General features: G+C 71.2%; 17 protein-coding genes and 1 tRNA gene. 9 read left to right on the forward strand and 9 right to left on the reverse strand.

What is annotated here, in order from left to right:
* Positions 1-3: 3 nt before the first annotated feature.
* The 3 genes from fahA to SM418_RS34380 are packed head-to-tail and all read right to left on the reverse strand — an operon-like array spanning position 4 to position 3,202.
* Positions 4-1,221: a fumarylacetoacetase gene (gene fahA / locus SM418_RS34370; RefSeq protein WP_371945703.1), complete on the reverse strand. Its 1,218-nt coding sequence runs from the start codon at positions 1,219-1,221 to the stop codon at positions 4-6.
* Complete coding sequence (locus SM418_RS34375; RefSeq protein WP_371945702.1) at positions 1,218-2,018, reverse strand: hypothetical protein; 801 nt, start codon at positions 2,016-2,018, stop codon at positions 1,218-1,220. Before SM418_RS34375 ends, fahA begins: the two co-directional genes overlap by 4 nt.
* A gap of 29 nt (positions 2,019-2,047) precedes the next feature.
* On the reverse strand, positions 2,048-3,202 hold the full coding sequence (locus SM418_RS34380) for a DUF2637 domain-containing protein (protein WP_371945701.1): 1,155 nt from the start codon (positions 3,200-3,202) through the stop codon (positions 2,048-2,050).
* 214 nt (positions 3,203-3,416) lie between these two features.
* On the opposite strand from SM418_RS34380, the gene SM418_RS34385 reads away from it, so the two are divergent.
* From SM418_RS34385 to SM418_RS34410, 6 genes are all read left to right on the forward strand, one after another.
* Positions 3,417-4,154, forward strand: a complete 738-nt coding sequence (locus SM418_RS34385; RefSeq protein WP_371945700.1) for a DUF6585 family protein — start codon at positions 3,417-3,419, stop codon at positions 4,152-4,154.
* 110 nt (positions 4,155-4,264) lie between these two features.
* A complete protein-coding gene (locus SM418_RS34390; RefSeq protein ID WP_371945776.1) occupies positions 4,265-4,621 on the forward strand; it encodes a YciI family protein in 357 nt (118 codons plus the stop codon).
* A complete protein-coding gene (locus SM418_RS34395; protein ID WP_371945699.1) occupies positions 4,618-5,862 on the forward strand; it encodes an RNA polymerase sigma factor in 1,245 nt (414 codons plus the stop codon). The genes SM418_RS34390 and SM418_RS34395 overlap by 4 nt, the downstream gene beginning before the upstream one ends.
* Before the next feature lie 67 nt (positions 5,863-5,929).
* Positions 5,930-7,324 carry a cysteine--tRNA ligase gene (gene cysS / locus SM418_RS34400; RefSeq protein ID WP_371945698.1) on the forward strand — a complete coding sequence of 465 codons (1,395 nt, stop codon included), beginning with the start codon at positions 5,930-5,932 and terminating at the stop codon, positions 7,322-7,324.
* A gap of 145 nt (positions 7,325-7,469) precedes the next feature.
* Positions 7,470-8,384, forward strand: coding sequence for a 23S rRNA (guanosine(2251)-2'-O)-methyltransferase RlmB (gene rlmB, locus SM418_RS34405; RefSeq protein WP_371945697.1), 915 nt, complete (start codon positions 7,470-7,472; stop codon positions 8,382-8,384).
* Between the two features lie 101 nt (positions 8,385-8,485).
* Positions 8,486-9,412 carry an EamA family transporter gene (locus SM418_RS34410; protein ID WP_371945696.1) on the forward strand — a complete coding sequence of 309 codons (927 nt, stop codon included), beginning with the start codon at positions 8,486-8,488 and terminating at the stop codon, positions 9,410-9,412.
* Positions 9,413-9,418: 6 nt separating this feature from the next.
* On the opposite strand, the gene SM418_RS34415 is transcribed toward SM418_RS34410, so the two are convergent.
* From SM418_RS34415 to SM418_RS34435, 5 genes are all read right to left on the reverse strand, one after another.
* On the reverse strand, positions 9,419-10,591 hold the full coding sequence (locus SM418_RS34415; RefSeq protein ID WP_371945695.1) for an RNA polymerase sigma factor: 1,173 nt from the start codon (positions 10,589-10,591) through the stop codon (positions 9,419-9,421).
* Positions 10,588-10,935, reverse strand: a complete 348-nt coding sequence (locus SM418_RS34420) for a YciI family protein (RefSeq protein ID WP_371945694.1) — start codon at positions 10,933-10,935, stop codon at positions 10,588-10,590. The genes SM418_RS34415 and SM418_RS34420 overlap by 4 nt, the downstream gene beginning before the upstream one ends.
* Positions 10,932-11,513, reverse strand: a complete 582-nt coding sequence (locus SM418_RS34425) for a dihydrofolate reductase family protein (RefSeq protein ID WP_371945693.1) — start codon at positions 11,511-11,513, stop codon at positions 10,932-10,934. The genes SM418_RS34420 and SM418_RS34425 overlap by 4 nt, the downstream gene beginning before the upstream one ends.
* Positions 11,514-11,756: 243 nt before the next feature.
* Positions 11,757-12,422, reverse strand: coding sequence for a metallophosphatase domain-containing protein (locus SM418_RS34430; RefSeq protein ID WP_371945692.1), 666 nt, complete (start codon positions 12,420-12,422; stop codon positions 11,757-11,759).
* Positions 12,423-12,643: 221 nt separating this feature from the next.
* On the reverse strand, positions 12,644-13,243 hold the full coding sequence (locus tag SM418_RS34435) for a TetR/AcrR family transcriptional regulator (protein WP_371945691.1): 600 nt from the start codon (positions 13,241-13,243) through the stop codon (positions 12,644-12,646).
* A 124-nt stretch (positions 13,244-13,367) separates the two neighbouring features.
* Here SM418_RS34435 and SM418_RS34440 point away from each other — a divergent pair, with 124 nt between their 5' ends.
* The 3 genes from SM418_RS34440 (at position 13,368) to SM418_RS34450 (ending at position 15,823) form a co-directional block, all read left to right on the forward strand.
* Positions 13,368-14,345: an NADP-dependent oxidoreductase gene (locus tag SM418_RS34440; RefSeq protein WP_371945690.1), complete on the forward strand. Its 978-nt coding sequence runs from the start codon at positions 13,368-13,370 to the stop codon at positions 14,343-14,345.
* A gap of 209 nt (positions 14,346-14,554) precedes the next feature.
* The gene (locus tag SM418_RS34445; RefSeq protein WP_371945689.1) at positions 14,555-15,082 is read left to right on the forward strand and encodes an alpha-ketoglutarate-dependent dioxygenase AlkB; all 528 of its coding nucleotides are present in this window, start codon (positions 14,555-14,557) and stop codon (positions 15,080-15,082) included.
* 78 nt (positions 15,083-15,160) lie between these two features.
* Positions 15,161-15,823, forward strand: coding sequence for a tyrosine-type recombinase/integrase (locus SM418_RS34450; protein ID WP_371966136.1), 663 nt, complete (start codon positions 15,161-15,163; stop codon positions 15,821-15,823).
* 69 nt (positions 15,824-15,892) lie between these two features.
* On the opposite strand, the gene SM418_RS34455 is transcribed toward SM418_RS34450, so the two are convergent.
* Positions 15,893-15,965: transfer RNA gene (locus SM418_RS34455), tRNA-Thr, on the reverse strand.
* Between the last annotated feature and the right edge of the window lie 205 nt (positions 15,966-16,170).

Raw genomic sequence — 16,170 nt, forward strand, 5'->3', positions numbered from 1 at the left:
GCCTTAGGGCTGGGCTGGGTGGACGGTGCCGGTCACTTCGCCGAGGGTTATGCGGGAGCCAAAGGCCCCGGGAGCCTGGGCGCGAATTGTCACCGTGTCGCCGTCCTCGAGGAATGTGCGTTCCGTGCCGTCGGGCAGTTCCAGCGGCTGCTGGCCGTTCCAGCCGAGTTCGAGCATGCAGCCGCGCTGGTCGCGTTCGGGGCCCGAGACCGTCCCGGAGGCGAACAGGTCGCCGGTGCGGAGCGGGGCGCCGTTCACCGTGGCGTGGGCCAGTTGCTGCGGGGACGTCCAGTACATGGACGCGAACGGCGGGCGCGCCGCGACCTGGCCGTTGATCCGGACCTCCAGTTCCAGGTCCAGGCCCCACGGTTCGTCGCACCGCAGGTAGGGCAGCGGCACCGGGTCCTGGACGGGCGGGGCGACGCGCGCCGCCTCCAGCGCCGCGACCGGCACCACCCACGACGAGATCGACGTCGCGAACGACTTGCCGAGGAACGGGCCGAGCGGCTGCGACTCCCATGCCTGCAGGTCACGCGCGCTCCAGTCGTTCACCAGCACGAACCCGAACACGTGGTCGCGGAACGCGCCGGTGGGGACGCCGCGTCCCGCCGCGGACGGCACGCCCGCGACGAACCCGACCTCCGCCTCGAAGTCCAGGCGCAGGGAAGGGCCGTAGGACGGTTCCGCGTCGCCCGGCGCGCGGCGCTGGCCGGACGGGCGGATGATCGGCGTCCCGGACGGGTACACGGTCCCCGCGCGGCCGTGGTAGCCGACCGGCAGCCGCTTCCAGTTGGCCGTCAGCGGCTCGGCGTTCGGCCGGAACATCCGTCCCGCGTTCGTGGCGTGGTGCTCGGACGAGTAGAAGTCGACGTAGTCGGCGACCTCGAACGGCCGCAGCAGCTCGACGTCCGCGACCGGGATCAGGTGCGGCTCCACCCGGCCCCGGTACGACTCGTCGGTGAGCAGCTCGGTCACCCGGTCGCGGTTCGCCTGCCAGGCGAGACGTCCCGCCACCATGAACGCGTTCAGCGAACCGGAGGCGAAGTAGCGGCGGTCCTCGACCAGACCGGCGGCGGACATGGCCGCGAGGTCCAGGACGCGATCGCCGATGGCCACGCCGACACGGGGCAGCTCCCCGGGCCGCGCGAACACCCCGTACGGCAGGTTCGCGATGCCGAACCCGGCGGCCTCATCCACCTCAACCCACGAAACGGTCGTCATGAAGACGTATCTTCCCCCGTGCCCGGCGTTCCGATCAGCCCCAAACGACGCAGATCCGTTCGGGACGCGCCGAGATCGCGGACGCTGAACGCGACCAGAAGGCGCCGGGCGGCCCGCGCGGCGTCGTCCGGAAGGGCCCGGACCTCGGCGGCGAGGCTCGCGGCGCCGGTCCGTTCGAGCGTCGGCCGGATGTCGCGCTCACCGGCGGCGGCGTGCGCAGTGGCCAGCAGGACGTTCAGGAACCCGTGGCCGGACGCGTGCCGGACGGCGTGTCCGGTCCCGTCCGCGCATGTGAACCGCAGGTCGCGTTCGGCGCAGGCCGAGATGAACGCCGCCGACACCGCGCTCGTCCCGGCGCCGAGCGGCGCGCCGTGGTCGCGGGCGGCGGCGATGCGGTCCAGGGCGTCCCGCCAGCCCGGCGAGGGGCGCACCCCGATGCGCGCGGGGACCTCTGACGGCAGCCGCGCGATCGTCACGGCGACGGCCCGCGCCTGGTCGGCGTCCTCGGGGACGGCGACCTGCAGGGCGCAAGGCCGGACGCGCGGCTCGGCGCGGACGGCGTCCAGCGCCTTCGGCAACTCGTCGATCCCGGTGTCGGCGACGAGGACGAGGTCGAGGAGGTCCTCCGGGACGAGGTGCGTCCGCAGCTCGGCGAACCGGGACGCCGGGCAGAGGAGCCGCCCGGCGATCGGGTCCCGGACGGCCTCGCGGTAGGTGGGCAGCGCCTCCTGCACGGGGGCGCGTTCCGGCGGTAAGAGCGCGGCGTCGTCGAAGAGCCGAGCGAGTAGGGCGCTCATGCCGGTTCCACTACCCCGGGCGGGTGGCGCTAGTCGGCGGGCGGGGTGGGGCCGCTGCGGAAGTTGCCGGACGGCGGCGGGTTCCAGTCCCCGTCGCGGTCGTCGCCGGCGTCGGGGTCCTCGGGGCGGTCGGCGGGCGGCGTGTCGTGGAGGTCGTCGTCCTCGCCGGTGGACGCGGGAAGCACGATGTCGGGACGGGTCGTGGACGCCACCGCATGCTGCTCCACGTCCTCCCGGTCACGGCTCCGGATCAGCTCGATGTCGGTGGGCAGCAGCACCGGAGCCGGGTCGAGCGGCTGCCGCGGCTCCGGCAGCGCGTCCAGCGGCGGCGGCGCCGGCTCCGACGACAGGCTCCCCCCATACCCGGCGCCTTCGAACCCTCGGCCTTCGAACCCTCTGCCCCCGAGCCCTCGGCCCTCGAAACCTCGGCCCTCGAACATCGTGGGCTCGGAGTCGGCACGTTCGTCCTCGACGGGCGCGGATTCGTTCGGCGCGTACTCGACGGCCTGCTGAGGGACGGGCTCGGGGGCGCTCACCTGGCCGGCGTGGGGTTCGTGTCCGCTCGGCTCCTGCTCGGTGGCGGGGTCGGGGAGGAAGGGGATGAGTTCCTCCCCCTCCTCGGGCGCGAAGGGGACGTGCGGCTCGGCGGGGCCCTCAAGGGCGAGCGGGGGCGCGGCGGGCTCCAGGACCTTCACGTGGCCGCGCTGCGTCTCCGGGGGAGCGTCCGCCTCGGCGGCGGGACGGGCCACCCGGATCTGCTTGAACATCGTCAGCCACAGCCAGATCGCGATCAGCAGCATCACGTGCGGCGCCGCGGCCACCCCGGCGCGGACCGCGTCGTCCGGGAGGGTGGCGTAACCCCGGACCGAATGCTGGACGGAGGCCGCCGCGCCCCCGGCGACGAGGACGAGCAGCAGCGCCCAGCGGAGCAGCCGCGTCCACCAGCGGGCGCCCCGGGTGACGACCAGCGACAGGATCGTCATCGCGACGAGGGTGTCGGCCATCGCCGGATACAGCGGCGCCCACCGGCGGCTCACCCGCCCGGCGAGCGCGAGTTCGCGGAGCACGTCGTAGGTCAGCACGTACGCGGCGCCCGCGAGCGCGGCGACGACGAGGCCGGCGAGGGCGGTGAGCAGCCGCCGCTGGACGCGGGTGTACGACGGCCGGGTGCGATCAGATGGCATGGAGTCTCGTTCCGGGGAGGGAGCCAGAGGGGTCCTCAGCCGAGATTAACCAGCCGGGACGGCGACGAACCGCAACTTCTTGGTGATCACTTTGTCGCTGCGCACCTTAAGGGAGGAGACGTACGGTATTGACGACGACACCCCGAGGGGAGGCGCGATGCCGGAGGGCTGGTTCGCAGGCGGAACGCGGATCCGAACGGCCGGGTAGCGCGGCGTGGCGGTGCCCCATGACCGGCTCGGCGAGCCCGTCCTGACGTTCGACGGCAGGGCCGCGGGCCGCCGCACGTGGGCGTGGCTGTGCCTGCTGGGCCTCGCTTCGCTGGCCCTCGTCCCGGCGGCCGTCGTCTACCTGCGCGACCGCGTGTGGTGGGTGGGCGTCCCGGCGCTGCTGCTCTGCATGGGGTACGCGGCCGCCGCCGGCTGGATCGCGGGGCGCGACCGGCCGCGCGTCCGCAACCGGGTCGCCTCCCTGCACACCGGGGGGCTGGCGGTCACGGGCCCGGACGGCGAGGCCGAGTACACGTGGGACGAGCTGGCGTCGGTGACGGTCTCGGGCCGCCGCCGCGGGTCCCGGGTCCGGTGGTGCTTCACGATCGTGTCGTACGGCGGCGCCGAGCTGCGGCTCGGAGACGACATACCGGACGTCCAGGTGCTCGGGGTGGCCGTCGCGAAGGAGGTGACGGCCCGGATCGTCCCGCGTCACCTCGCGGCGGTGCGGGCGGGGGAGCCGGTGCGGCTCGGCCCGTTCACCGTCGACCTGGACGGCGTCGAGAAGGACGGTGAGCGGCTGCCGTGGAAGGCCGTCCAGGACGTGGCGATCGAGAACGGCATGGTGACCGTGCACACGTACGCCGGCTGGACGGACCTGATGGCGGTCGCCTCCCGGATGCCGGACGCGGCGGCGTTCGCGGCGCTGTGTCACCAGGTCAGGGGCCCGTCCGGATCTTCGTGAAGATTTTTTCGCCGGGGGATGTCGAGAACGCGTCTCCCGCTCCGATCGTTCAGTGACGAGCGGCCACCGGGCCGCTCGCGAGGATCGACGAGGAGCACGCCGTGAAGTACATGCTGCTGATCTACAACCGTCCGGGCTTCGTGGAGGAGCTGACGGAGGCCGAGCGCGAGGAGCTGTTCGGCGAGGTCGACGCGATCATGCGGGAGCTGACCGAGTCGGGGGAGATGGTCGGCGGCGACGCGCTCGCCGACCCGTCCAGGACGAAGACGGTCCGGGCACGGGACGGGCAGCCGGCCGTGACCGACGGGCCGTTCCTGGAGGCCAAGGAGCACTTTGCGGGCTACCTGGCCGTCGACTGCGAGTCGCAGGAGCGGGCCGTGGAGATCGCCTCGCGCTGGCCGGACGTCCGGTACGGCGGGTACATGGAGGTCCGGGCGATCATGACCGGCGCCGGGGCGGAGATGTGAGGACGCCCCCGGCCGTCGAGGAACTGCTGCGCGCGCTCACGCCGCAGGTCCTCGGCACGCTGGTGCGGCGGCACGGCGCGTTCGACGCCTGCGAGGACGCCGTGCAGGAGGCGCTGCTCGCCGCCGCCGTGCAGTGGCCGGGGGACGGCGTCCCGGAGAACCCGCGCGGCTGGCTGCTGACCGTCGCGACGCGGCGGCTCACCGACCAGTGGCGCAGCGAGCGGGCGCGCCGGGACCGCGAGGCCGCCGTCGGCGCGGGCGAGCCGGACGAGCCGGCCGTGGACGAGGACCGGCCGGGCGACCGCGACGACACGCTGGCGCTGCTGTTCCTGTGCTGCCACCCGGCGCTGTCGCCGTCCTCGCAGGTCGCGCTGACGCTGCGCGCGGTCGGCGGGCTGACGACGGCGCAGATCGCACGGGCGTTCCTCGTTCCGGAGGCGACGATGGCGCAGCGCGTCAGCCGCGCCAAGCAGAAGATCAAGGCGACCGGGGCGCGGTTCGGGATGCCGCCGGCCGGCGAGCGGGAGGATCGGCTGCGGGCCGTCCTGCAGGTGCTGTACCTGATCTTCAACGAGGGGTACACGGCGTCCAGCGGGCCGGACCTGCAGCGCACCGACCTGACCGCGGAGGCGATCCGGCTGGCGCGGGCGCTGCACCGGCTGCTGCCGGGCGACGGCGAGGCCGCGGGCCTGCTCGCGCTGATGCTGCTCACCGACGCCCGGCGCCCGGCGCGGACGGGACGCGGCGGGCTGCTGATCCCGCTCACCGAGCAGGACAGGACGCTCTGGCGGCGGAGCGCGGTCGAGGAGGGCACGGCGCTGGTCACCGCGGCCCTCACCTGGTCGCGGCCCGGCCCCTACCAGCTGCAGGCCGCGATCGCCGCCGTGCACGCGGAGGCGCCGCGGGCGCAGGACACCGACTGGCCGCAGATCCTCGGCCTGTACCGCCTGCTGGCGCGCCTGTCCCCGAACCCGATGGTCACGCTGAACGAGGCGGTCGCGCTGGCGATGGTGTCCGGCCCGTCGGCCGGTCTCGAACTGCTGCGGACGCTGGAGGACGACGACCGCGTGTCCGGCCATCACCGGCTCGCCGCCGTCCGGGCGCACCTGCTGGAGATGGCCGGCGACCACGCGGCCGCGCGGGAGGCGTACCGGGAGGCGGCGCGGCGGACGACCAGCGTCCCCGAGCGCCGCTACCTCGAATCCCGGGCGATCCGGCTCAACGGAGGAAACGATGACTGACGCCGGGGGACCGGCCGCACCGCGCAATGCGCCGCGCGTTCGTCCGCGGATCCAATAACCTGGGCCTGTGAGTCTGCGCTTCTACGACACCGGCACCCGTGGCGTCCGTACGTTCGAGCCCCTGGAAGAGGGCCGCGTGGGGATGTACGTGTGCGGTGCGACCCCGCAGGCGTCACCGCACATCGGCCACCTCCGCTCCGGCGTGATCTACGACGTGCTGCTGCGCTGGCTGCGCGCGTCCGGCTACGAGGTGACGTTCGCCCGCAACGTCACCGACGTCGACGACAAGATCATCGCGGTGGCGGCGGAGCGGGAGCTGCCCTGGTTCGCGATCGCCGAGGGCAACCAGCGCGTCTTCACGCAGGGCTACGACCTGCTCGGCTGCCTGCCGCCGACGATCGAGCCGCGCGCCACCGGGCACGTCCCGGAGATGATCGTGCTGATCCGCCGGCTGATCGAGAAGGGCCACGCGTACGCGGCGGGCGGCGACGTGTACTTCGACGTCAAGTCGTGGGCCGACGAGTACGGCGCGCTGTCGAACCAGCGGCTGGACAACATGCGGCCCACCGGCGACACCCCCAACGAGGACGCCAAGCGCGACCCGCGCGACTTCGCGCTGTGGAAGGGCGCCAAGCCGGGCGAGCCGTCCTGGGAGACGCCCTGGGGCGACGGACGTCCCGGCTGGCACCTCGAATGCTCGGCCATGGCGACGAAGTACCTCGGCGCGACGTTCGACATCCACGGCGGCGGCGTCGACCTGATCTTCCCGCACCACGAGAACGAGATCGCCCAGTCCCGCGCCGCCGGCGACGGGTTCGCCCGCTACTGGCTGCACAACGGGCTCCTCACCGTGGACGGCGAGAAGATGAGCAAGTCGGTCGGCAACGTGGTTCTGCTGCCCGATCTGCTCGGCAAGGCCCGTCCGGTGGAGGTGCGCTACTACCTGGCCTCCGCGCACTACCGGTCGCTCATGGACTACACCGACACCGCCTTGGCCGAGGCCATCTCCGCCTACCAGCGGATAGAGGGCTTCGTGACGCGGGCCTCGGAGGTGGTGGGCGTGGTCACGCCGTCCTCCGTGCCGTCCGGGTTCACCACGGCCCTGGACGACGACCTGGGCGTCCCGCAGGCGCTGGCCGTGCTGCACGAGACCGTCCGGGACGGGAACAGCGCCCTGGCGTCCGGCGACCACGAGGCGGCGCGGCAGGCGCTCGCGTCCGTGCGCGCGATGGCGGACGTCCTCGGCATCGACCCGCTGTCGCCGCAGTGGAGCCGGGCCGGCGAGGAAGACCTGCGTCCCGTCGTCGACGCGCTCGTCGCCGTCGCCCTGGAGCAGCGGCAGGCGGCGCGCGCGCGCAAGGACTACGCGTCCGCCGACGCCATCCGCGACGGGCTGGCGGAGGCCGGGATCCTCGTGGAGGACACCCCGCAGGGCCCCCGCTGGGAACTGAAGCGCGGCTGACGGTCGCTGCGCGTCGCGCCCCCGCGGGCGGATAAAATTGGACGTTCGCGGGGGTTCGCCAGTGTGCCGTCCCGCCGAGATCCGAGCCGCCCGGCAGCCGCGAGGGCGAGCGAGCACGCAATCGTCGCAAGGGGCGTAACCGACAATGGCCAAGCGCAAGGGCAAGGGACCCACTCCCAAGGCCGAGGACCGGCACTGGCACGGCAAGCGCCAGAAGGCGCGCGCGGTGAAGAGCGCCAAGCGCACCGGCACACAGACGGTCGGCCCCGGGGGGCGGCCGAAGCCCGCCGCCACGGCGGCCGCCGCCGGACGTCCCGCCGGTGCGCGGCGCGCGAACGGCGAGGTCCCCGAGCTGGTCACGGGGCGCAACCCGGTCGTCGAGGCGCTGCGCGCGGGCGTTCCGGGCACGGCGCTCTACGTGATGTCCAGCACCGACGAGCGGGTCCGCGAGTCGATCCAGCTGGCCGCCGACCGCCGCGTCCCGCTGCTGGAGACCGGTAAGAACGAGCTCGACCGGCTGACCGACGGCGCCGTCCACCAGGGCATCGCGCTGCAGGTCAAGCCGTACCGGTACGCGCACCCCGACGACCTGCTCAAGGGGGCCGCCCCCCTGATCGTCGCCGTCGACGGGATCACCGACCCGCGCAACCTCGGCGCGATCGTCCGGTCCGCCGCCGCGTTCGGCGCGGCCGGCGTCGTCGTGCCCGAGCGGCGCGCGGCCGGGGTCACCGCGGGCGCGTGGAAGTCGTCCGCCGGCACCCTCGCGACCTGCCCCGTCGCGCAGGCCACGAACCTGACGCGGCAGCTCAAGGCGTACCAGAAGGCGGGCTGCTTCGTCGCGGGCCTGGACGCGGGCGGCGGCGTGAACGTCGGCGACCTTGAGGTCGCGTCCGGCCCGTTCGTGCTGGTCGTGGGCTCGGAGGGCAAGGGCCTCGGCCGTCTGGTCGCCGACACCTGCGACATGCTGGTCACGATCCCGATGCCGGGCAAGGCGGAGTCGCTCAACGCCGGCGTCGCCGCGGGGATCGCGCTGTACGAGGTCAGCCGCCTGCGCGACTGAGCGCACCTCACGATTCACCTCAACGGGAATAATCTCAACGTTCAGATACTTGGCGTTCGTGTACTTGCCTCCGTTCCAGCCCCCCGTTGAGGTGAATCTTCGTGACCGCCATCGCGGCACCGCGGACGCCGCGCGCCCGCCACGCGTCCGACCTGGCCCTGGCCGCCTTCGCCCCCGCGTCCTGGGGAACCACGTACGTCGTCACCACCACCCTCCTGCCCGCCGACCGCCCCCTGCTCGCCGCCACGCTGCGCGCCCTGCCCGCCGGGCTGGTCCTGCTCGCCGTCACCCGGCGCCTCCCGCGCGGCGACTGGTGGTGGAGGTCGGTCGTCCTCGGCATGCTGAACTTCGGCGCCTTCTTCCCGCTGCTCTTCTTCGCCGCCTACCGGCTGCCCGGCGGCGTCGCCGCCACCATCGGATCCGTGCAGCCGCTGGTCGTGGCGCTGCTGTCGCTCGGCGTCCTGCGGGTGGCCCCGGCCCGCGCCGTCCTGTACGCGGCGCTCGCGGGCACCGGGGGCGTCGCGCTGCTGACCCTGACCGCCGACGCCCGCCTCGACCCGCTCGGCGTCGCCGCCATGCTCACCGCGACGTCCCTCATGGCCGTCGCGATCGTCCTCGCCAAGAAGTGGGGACGTCCCGAGTCGCCGCTGGTCATGACCGGCTGGCAGCTCACGGTCGGCGGCCTGGCGCTGCTGCCGCCCACCCTCCTCACCGAGGGCGTCCCGCCGTCCGTGACGGGTGAGAACGTGCTGGGCTTCGCCTACCTCGGCATCGTCGGCACCGCGATCGGCTACGCGCTGTGGTTCCGCGGCATCGACCGGCTCGCCCCGACGTCGGTCTCCCTGCTCGGCCTGACCAACCCGATGGTCGCCACGCTGGCGGGCCTGCTGATCCTCGGCCAGACGCTCACGCCCTGGCAGGTCCTCGGATTCACCATCGCGCTCTCGGCCCTCGTCGCCGGCCAGGCCCTCAACCGGAGGCCCGCGGCTCCCACCGTGGAGGCCCCGCCGATCCCGCAGCGCGCCTGAACCCTTTCAAGATCGCACATCGAGCCGCCGGCTCCGCAGGAAGGCCCTCTCGGCATCGTTCTCCGTGCGCTCGATGGCCGCGTCGTACGCCTGCGCGGCCTCCCCGTCCCGTCCCAGCCGCCGCAACAGGTCGGCGCGGATCGCGTGGAACAGGTAGTACCGGCCGAGGTCGAGCCCCTCCACCTGCGCCAGAGCGGCTTCCGGCCCCTGGACCTCGGCCACCGCCACGGCCCGGTTGAGCGCGGCCACCGGGGTAGGCGCTACCGCCATCAACTGGTCGTACAACCGCAGAATCTGCGTCCACTGCGTCTCCTCGGCCGTCGCCGCATCACTGTGCACCGCGTTGACGGCCGCCTGGATCTGGTACGGCCCCGGCCGATCGATCTCCAGGCACCGCCGGACGAGCGCCTGCCCCTCCGCCACCAGCCCGCGATCCCACAGCCCACGATCCTGCTCGCCGAGCAGGACCAACTCGCCACCCCTGATCCGGGCGGCCTTACGCGACTCCACGAGGAGCATCAACGCCAGCAGCCCCATCACCTCGGGCTCGTCCGGCAGGAGTTCGTTGAGGACCCTGCCCAGCCTGATCGCCTCGGCGCCCAGATCCTCCCGTCCCCCGTACCCCTGGGTGAACACCAGATAGACGACGGCCAGCACGCCGGAGAGCCGTCCCGGAAGCTCCGCCTCCTCCGGCACCCGGTAGGGAATCCGCGCGTCCCTGATCTTCGCCTTCGCCCGGACGAGCCGCTGCGCCATGGTGCTCTCCGGCACGAGGAACGCCCGCGCGATCTCCGCCGTCGTCAGCCCGCCCAGCATCCGCAACGTCAGCGCCACCCGCGCCTGGAGCCCCAGCGCCGGATGGCAGCACGTGAAGATCAGCCTGAGCCGGTCGTCCTGCACGGCCCCCGTCCAGGCAGGCCCGCCCTCGTCCAGCATCGCCGCCTGCGCCTGCTTGCCGTCCCGTGCGGCCTCCCGGCGCAGCCGGTCGATCGCCTTGTTCCGCGCCGTCGTGATGATCCACCCGGCCGGGCTGGGCGGCGTCCCGTCCGACGGCCACCTCCGGACCGCCTCCACGAACGCGTCCTGCACCGCCTCCTCGGCGACGTCGACGTCACCGAAGACCCGCACGAGGACGGCCACCGCCCGCCCGTGCTCCTCCCGGAACACGTCCCCGATCACACCTCGCCCAGGAACGGCCGCACCTCCATCGGCAACCCCGTCACCTTGACGAACCGCGCCGCGATCTTCAACGCCGCGTCCAGGTCCTCCACCTGGATGATCGTGATGCCGCCGATGTGCTCCTTCCCCTCCGTCCACGGTCCGTCCGTCGCGACGACCTCGTCCCCCCGCAGACCCACCATGGTGCTCGCCCCGGGGCCGTGCAGCCCCCGCCCGAACACCCACGCCTCCTCCAGCTCCAGGTCCCGCCGGATGTCGGCGATGTCCGCCATCACCTTCGCCAGCACCTCCGGCGGCGGAGGATCGCCCACCGGCTGGATCATGTTGAGCGCGTAGAGCTTCATGCTTCCTCCCTCTTCTCATACCTCGCGATCACTACCCCGGTGGTCGTCGTCACCGACTCCACGAGCCGCAACTCCGCCTCGACCCCGTCGAACAACCGCCGGCCCGTCCCCAGCGCCAGCGGATGGGTCATGAGCATCCACTCATCGACCAGCCCGCGCCGCATCAGCTCCTGGGCGAGCACCCCGCTCCCCAGCACGGTGAGCGGCTCCTCGATCTCGGCGACGTCCGCCACGTCCCGGACGAGCACCGAGTTCACCCACGGCAACGGCTCCCGCAACGTCCGCGAAACCACATACTTCGTGGCCTGATTCAGCGCCTCGGTGAACGGGTTCCCGTCCGTCTGCTCCGGCCAGTACCCGAAGAACTGCTCGTACGTCCGCCGCCCGAACAGCTGAGCGCCACCGAGCGCCCTGCCCGAGGCCATGCGCTTCCCCAGCTCAGCCCCCATGACCTCGTCGTTCCCCGGGACGGCCCACCCACCCCGAGCGAACCCGTCCCGCGTGTCCTCATCGGCCGCGGCGGGCGCCTGCATGACCCCGTCCAGCGACACATGCTCGACCAGCGTGATCTTCCCCATGACCTTCTCCCTCCGGACGACCTCTCACCCTCCACACGAACGCCGACTCCCCAGATCGACACCGTCCCGGAGAAAATTGATGACCCCAAGACCGAACGGAAGCCCCGCGGGTCGCGGCGTGGGCAAACGTGTCGAGGCCCATGCGGACCGGACGGGGCTCAGGGCGCGGAGGAAAAGAACGCGAGGCACGCCGTGCAGCGGCCGGCCTGCCTTGGACGCTCGTGTCGTAGGCGCCGCGACCGTTCAGCGTGTTCGCGCCGGCGGCACGATCTCGCCCACGGCACCCGAGGTCTCCAGACGGACGACGGTGGGGCCGCGCTCGCACTCCCACGTGGTGACGTTGGCGAAGGTCGTCTCCCCGCGGCGCCAGAGCCCCCCGTCCTGGTGGATGTGACCGAACAGGTGCAGCTTGGGGCGAACCTGCCGCACCCGGGCCAGCAGGTCCTCGCAACCGTGGCGTCCGGGGTAGGCCTTCGCGTCACCGATTCCGAGCGGAGGCCCGTGCGTGACCAGGACGTCGACGCCGTCCGGAATCATGGCCCATTTCTCCGCGAGGGGAAGGCCCCGGGGAAGGTTGAACGCCCACTCGTTGAACTCCGGCTGCCAGGGACTACCCCAGAACGTGACGCCGTGGATCTCCGTCCCGCTGTCTTCCAGGTAGCGGATGCCACGGTCGGCCAGGACGGCGCGAGCACGTTCGGGCTCGTCGAGGAACATCCAGTCGTGGTTGCCCGCGACGACCACCTTCGTGCGATGCGGAAGGTCACGTATCCAGTCCGCGGCGTCCTCGAGTTCTTCGAGGTCCTTGCCGTGCCGGCACAGGTCACCGGCGTGCACGAAGACATCCCCCTCGGGGACGACGAGGTCGCGATGATAGGTGTGCGTATCGGCAACCGCAACAATCCGCATAACGCCAGCGTACTGGGCAGCCGTACCGCCATTGAAGAGCGAGGTGCTCGTGGATAGTCCTGGCAAATCTCCTGGAGTCTGAACCGGCCAGATCTATCCAGTACTCTGCGTCCCGCATGTCAGTCTCTAACGAATTCCTGTGTTTTCCTGTAAGGCCGTGGGCATCTCCTCACGGTTTACCAACTCGCACTTCGGGAGACTGCCCATCAGCTAGGACAGGATCATGGGGATGGCTGGTACTTGAGGCCGCCCATGACCACTGAGATGAGATGCTCGCGTCGGGCTGCGATGGACGGGGCCTGGTCGGTGATCCAGCCGATGGCGTTGACGAGTGCGAACAGGTCGGTCCCGTTGACATCGGGGCGGACGAGCCCGGCGTCCTGGGCGTTCTTGAGCAGACGGGCGGCGGCCTGTCGCATCGCCAGACAAGATGCATGCAAGGACGAGTTCTCGTCCTCCAACGTCGCCATCATCGACGCCGCGAGGCCCCTGTAGGCGCTGACACCGGTCGCGAAGTCGCTCAGCCACTCCGTCAGGGCGTCTTCGGGCGAATGCGTGGTCTCGAGGGACGCGGCCGTCGCGGTGAGGCGGTCGAACCTCTGGCTGAGCAGCGCTTCGAGCAGTTCGTCGCGTGTGGGGAAGTGGCGATAGAGCGTTCCCATGCCGATTCCGGCGCGGCGTGCGATGTCGCGGAGCGAGGCCTGGGTCCCCTGCTCCGCGACGACGGTCCCCGCCACCTGGAGGATGCGCGCGCGGTTGCGCTGCGCGTCGGCGCGTTGGGCGCGCGGCGCCTGGGTGGCGGGCGCTGGCTTCTCCGTCACGGGACCGTCCTGAGACTTGACAACCGGAACAGTGCTCCGGATAACATTGCGGAGCACTGCTCCGGATGTTAGTCGGGGCGTGGATCGATGACCAATCGAAGAACCGACACGTCGAGGAACGACCATGCCGAAACAGACGATGATGGCCGTGCGCGTGCACGCGTTCGGCGGCCCCGATGCTCTGGTGTACGAGGAGGTCCAGGTCCCTGAGCCCGGGCCGGACGAGGTGTTGATCCAGGTTCACGCGGCCTGCCTGAATCCGCCGGACTGGTATGCCCGGACGGGTTTCGCGAACATCCCGGAGGCGATGCGGCCATCGTTGCGCCTGCCCTTCACGCCGGGTTCGGACGTCTCGGGCGTCGTCGCCGCCGTCGGCCCGGCGGTCAGCGAGTGGCGCGAAGGCGACGAGGTGTTCGGGCTGGTGCGTTTCCCGGGACTGGACGACGGCGGCAAGGGCTACGCCGAGTACACCACCGCGCCCGCCTCCCACCTCGCCCGCAAGCCGGCCGGAATCGACCACGTCCAAGCCGCGGGCGTACCGATGGCGGGGCTGACCGCGTATCAGTTTCTGTTCGACCATGTGCAGCTCGGACGCGACAAGACCGTCCTGGTCAACGGCGCGGCCGGTGGCGTCGGCCACTTCCTGGTGCAGCTCGCCAAGACCAAGCACGCACACGTCGTCGGTGTCGCCTCCGGGCGCCATGAAGCGTTCTTGCGGGAGCTGGGCGTCGATCAATTCATCGACTACACCACTACCGCTGTCGAGGAGGTGGCACACGACATCGACCATCTCTTCGACACGGTCGGGGGGCCGCACGGGCACCGGTTCCTCCCAGTGGTCAAACCGGGTGGAACGATCAGCCCCGTGTTTCTCGGCGAATACCACCGGGAACGCGCGGCCGAGCTGGGCATCACCTTCAAACCGGGTCAGGTTCACTCCGACGGTCCGCAGATGGCCGAGCTGGCGCGCTTGATCGACGCCGGCCGCCTGCGCGTCGGGATCGACAGCGTCTTCAAGCTCATGGACGCGCCGAAGGCTCACGAGCGTGCCGACAAGCGGCACATCCAAGGCAAGATCGTCCTGCAGGTCATCGGCGGTTAGGCCGACGGATCCGGATCGAGGCGATGTCGATGCTGCCCAGGCACATGTGCCCCCTGGTTGTAGCGGGGGTACCTGAGCCCACGTTCACTCATCGTTGATGAGTACGCGGTCGGCCGACGTATTCTGCTCGCCGAGCCGGACCGCCCGGCAAGCCCTGGACCCGCCCCACCGTGATCGAATAAGTTTTCGATCATGGTTTCGGGTCTTCTGTGCGACCACGACTGGTTGGACGAGGATGGCAGCGGCGGCTGATCGCAGATATCGACGCCGCGCCTTGGTCGTCTCAACTGCGGCGACGCGTTCAGCACTACGGGCATCGCTACGACTACGCCACTCGTGCTGTAGGCGGCGTTCCAGCCCCGCCCCTGCCCCCGTGGGCGGTGACGCTTGCTCGGCACCTGCACGAGGACGGCCACTTCGTCCGACCACCTGACCAGGTGATCGTGAACGAATATCAACCCGGCCAGGGCATCAGCGCCCACGTTGACCGCGTGTCCTGCTTCGGACCGGTCATAGCCTCGATCAGCCTGCTGTCAGCCTGTGTCATGGAGTTGATCCACCCCGAGGACAAGACACGTGTCCCGGTGCGCCTCAACCCCGGCAGCCTCTGCGTGATGTCCGGCCCGGCACGATCCACTTGGCGGCACGCCATCCCTGCACGCAAGACGGACCCTGGCCCAAACGGCCGGATCCCCCGCGGCCGGCGGGTGTCCCTTACCTTCCGGACGGTTCTCTAGAACACAAGCCAAAAAGCCATAACCCCTACCAGGCCCAGCGCCATCGGAGGCCTCATCCAGTTGAGGTCAGACACACGCGTGGGCCACAGCCAGAGTTTCCACGAGGAGACGGGTATCTCGATGACAGCCGAAGCCGGAATATCGGTCGGCGCGATCAGCACCAAGTTCAGCTCGACGATCAGTACGGCCTTCGGTTACGAGACCTCCACCTCGGTGTCGCAGCTTCAGTCCCGCAGCCTCACCAGACGCCTGACCACGCCAAAGGGAACCGCTGCCGGGCTGTGGGTGGGCAACCACACCTTCCGGGTCCTCCGCGGCGGACGGCTCGGGCGCCTCAAGCCCGTTGGGCCTGGATGCCGAAAGCTTCCACTACTCGCAATACCCGCCACCGGAACAGCCGTAGTAGCGGCCGCTCAAGGCGACTCCTGGCCGGGCTCAAATATCCCGGGGAGGAGGGGCCGCTCGGTCGAGCCGCGCAACGTCAACCGGGCCTTCGAGTCGCGCTGTGCCGCTGCTGGCGTCGAGGTGATCTGCGTCCATGACACCCGGCACACCTGCGGCAAGCTGCTGGCCGCACTGGACGTCCACCCTCGGGTCGCGATGCAGATCCTCCGGCACAGCAAGATCAGCCTGACCATGGAGATCTACACCGAGGTTCCGAGCGAGCAGACCAGGGCGGCGCTCAGGCGGCTCGGCGTACACCTGGGGTCTGGCGACGAAAGCGGGGAGGGGTCCACGTAGCTGTACGTCGCTGCTGTACCTGTTAGCAAAGAGGCCCTCTCTGGCGTCGGAGGGGGCCTTTGACGTGGGAGCCGGCGAGGGGACTTGAACCCCTAACCTTCTGTTTACAAGACAGATGCTCTGCCAATTGAGCTACGCCGGCGGGCTCGTCCCGCATCGTAGTCGACTCTGGGGGCCGCTCGCTCGGGGTGTGAGGTGCGGGAGCGTCCAGGGCCCGGCGCGATCTAGGGCCTGTTCGTAGTTCAGATCATGAGGGGGCTGGGAGGCTGCGCAGCCAGATGATGGCTGCGCGCAGGTGGAGTCCGGCTTCGTAGCTTTCGGGGGTTTTGTCGTAGCGGGTGGCCAGC

This window comes from Actinomadura chokoriensis (genome assembly GCF_041463665.1).
GTDB classification, from domain to species: domain Bacteria; phylum Actinomycetota; class Actinomycetes; order Streptosporangiales; family Streptosporangiaceae; genus Spirillospora; species Spirillospora chokoriensis_A.

What these genes read in the sequence shown, in the direction of transcription:
- SM418_RS34420 (WP_371945694.1), bottom strand. Translation starts at nt 10,935, where the DNA reads ATGAAGCTCTACGCGCTCAACATGATCCAGCCGGTGGGCGATCCTCCG.
- SM418_RS34380 (WP_371945701.1), bottom strand. Translation starts at nt 3,202, where the DNA reads ATGCCATCTGATCGCACCCGGCCGTCGTACACCCGCGTCCAGCGGCGG.
- fahA (WP_371945703.1), bottom strand. Translation starts at nt 1,221, where the DNA reads ATGACGACCGTTTCGTGGGTTGAGGTGGATGAGGCCGCCGGGTTCGGC.
- rlmB (WP_371945697.1), top strand. Translation starts at nt 7,470, where the DNA reads ATGGCCAAGCGCAAGGGCAAGGGACCCACTCCCAAGGCCGAGGACCGG.
- SM418_RS34390 (WP_371945776.1), top strand. Translation starts at nt 4,265, where the DNA reads ATGCTGCTGATCTACAACCGTCCGGGCTTCGTGGAGGAGCTGACGGAG.
- SM418_RS34375 (WP_371945702.1), bottom strand. Translation starts at nt 2,018, where the DNA reads ATGAGCGCCCTACTCGCTCGGCTCTTCGACGACGCCGCGCTCTTACCG.
- SM418_RS34440 (WP_371945690.1), top strand. Translation starts at nt 13,368, where the DNA reads ATGCCGAAACAGACGATGATGGCCGTGCGCGTGCACGCGTTCGGCGGC.
- SM418_RS34425 (WP_371945693.1), bottom strand. Translation starts at nt 11,513, where the DNA reads ATGGGGAAGATCACGCTGGTCGAGCATGTGTCGCTGGACGGGGTCATG.
- SM418_RS34430 (WP_371945692.1), bottom strand. Translation starts at nt 12,422, where the DNA reads ATGCGGATTGTTGCGGTTGCCGATACGCACACCTATCATCGCGACCTC.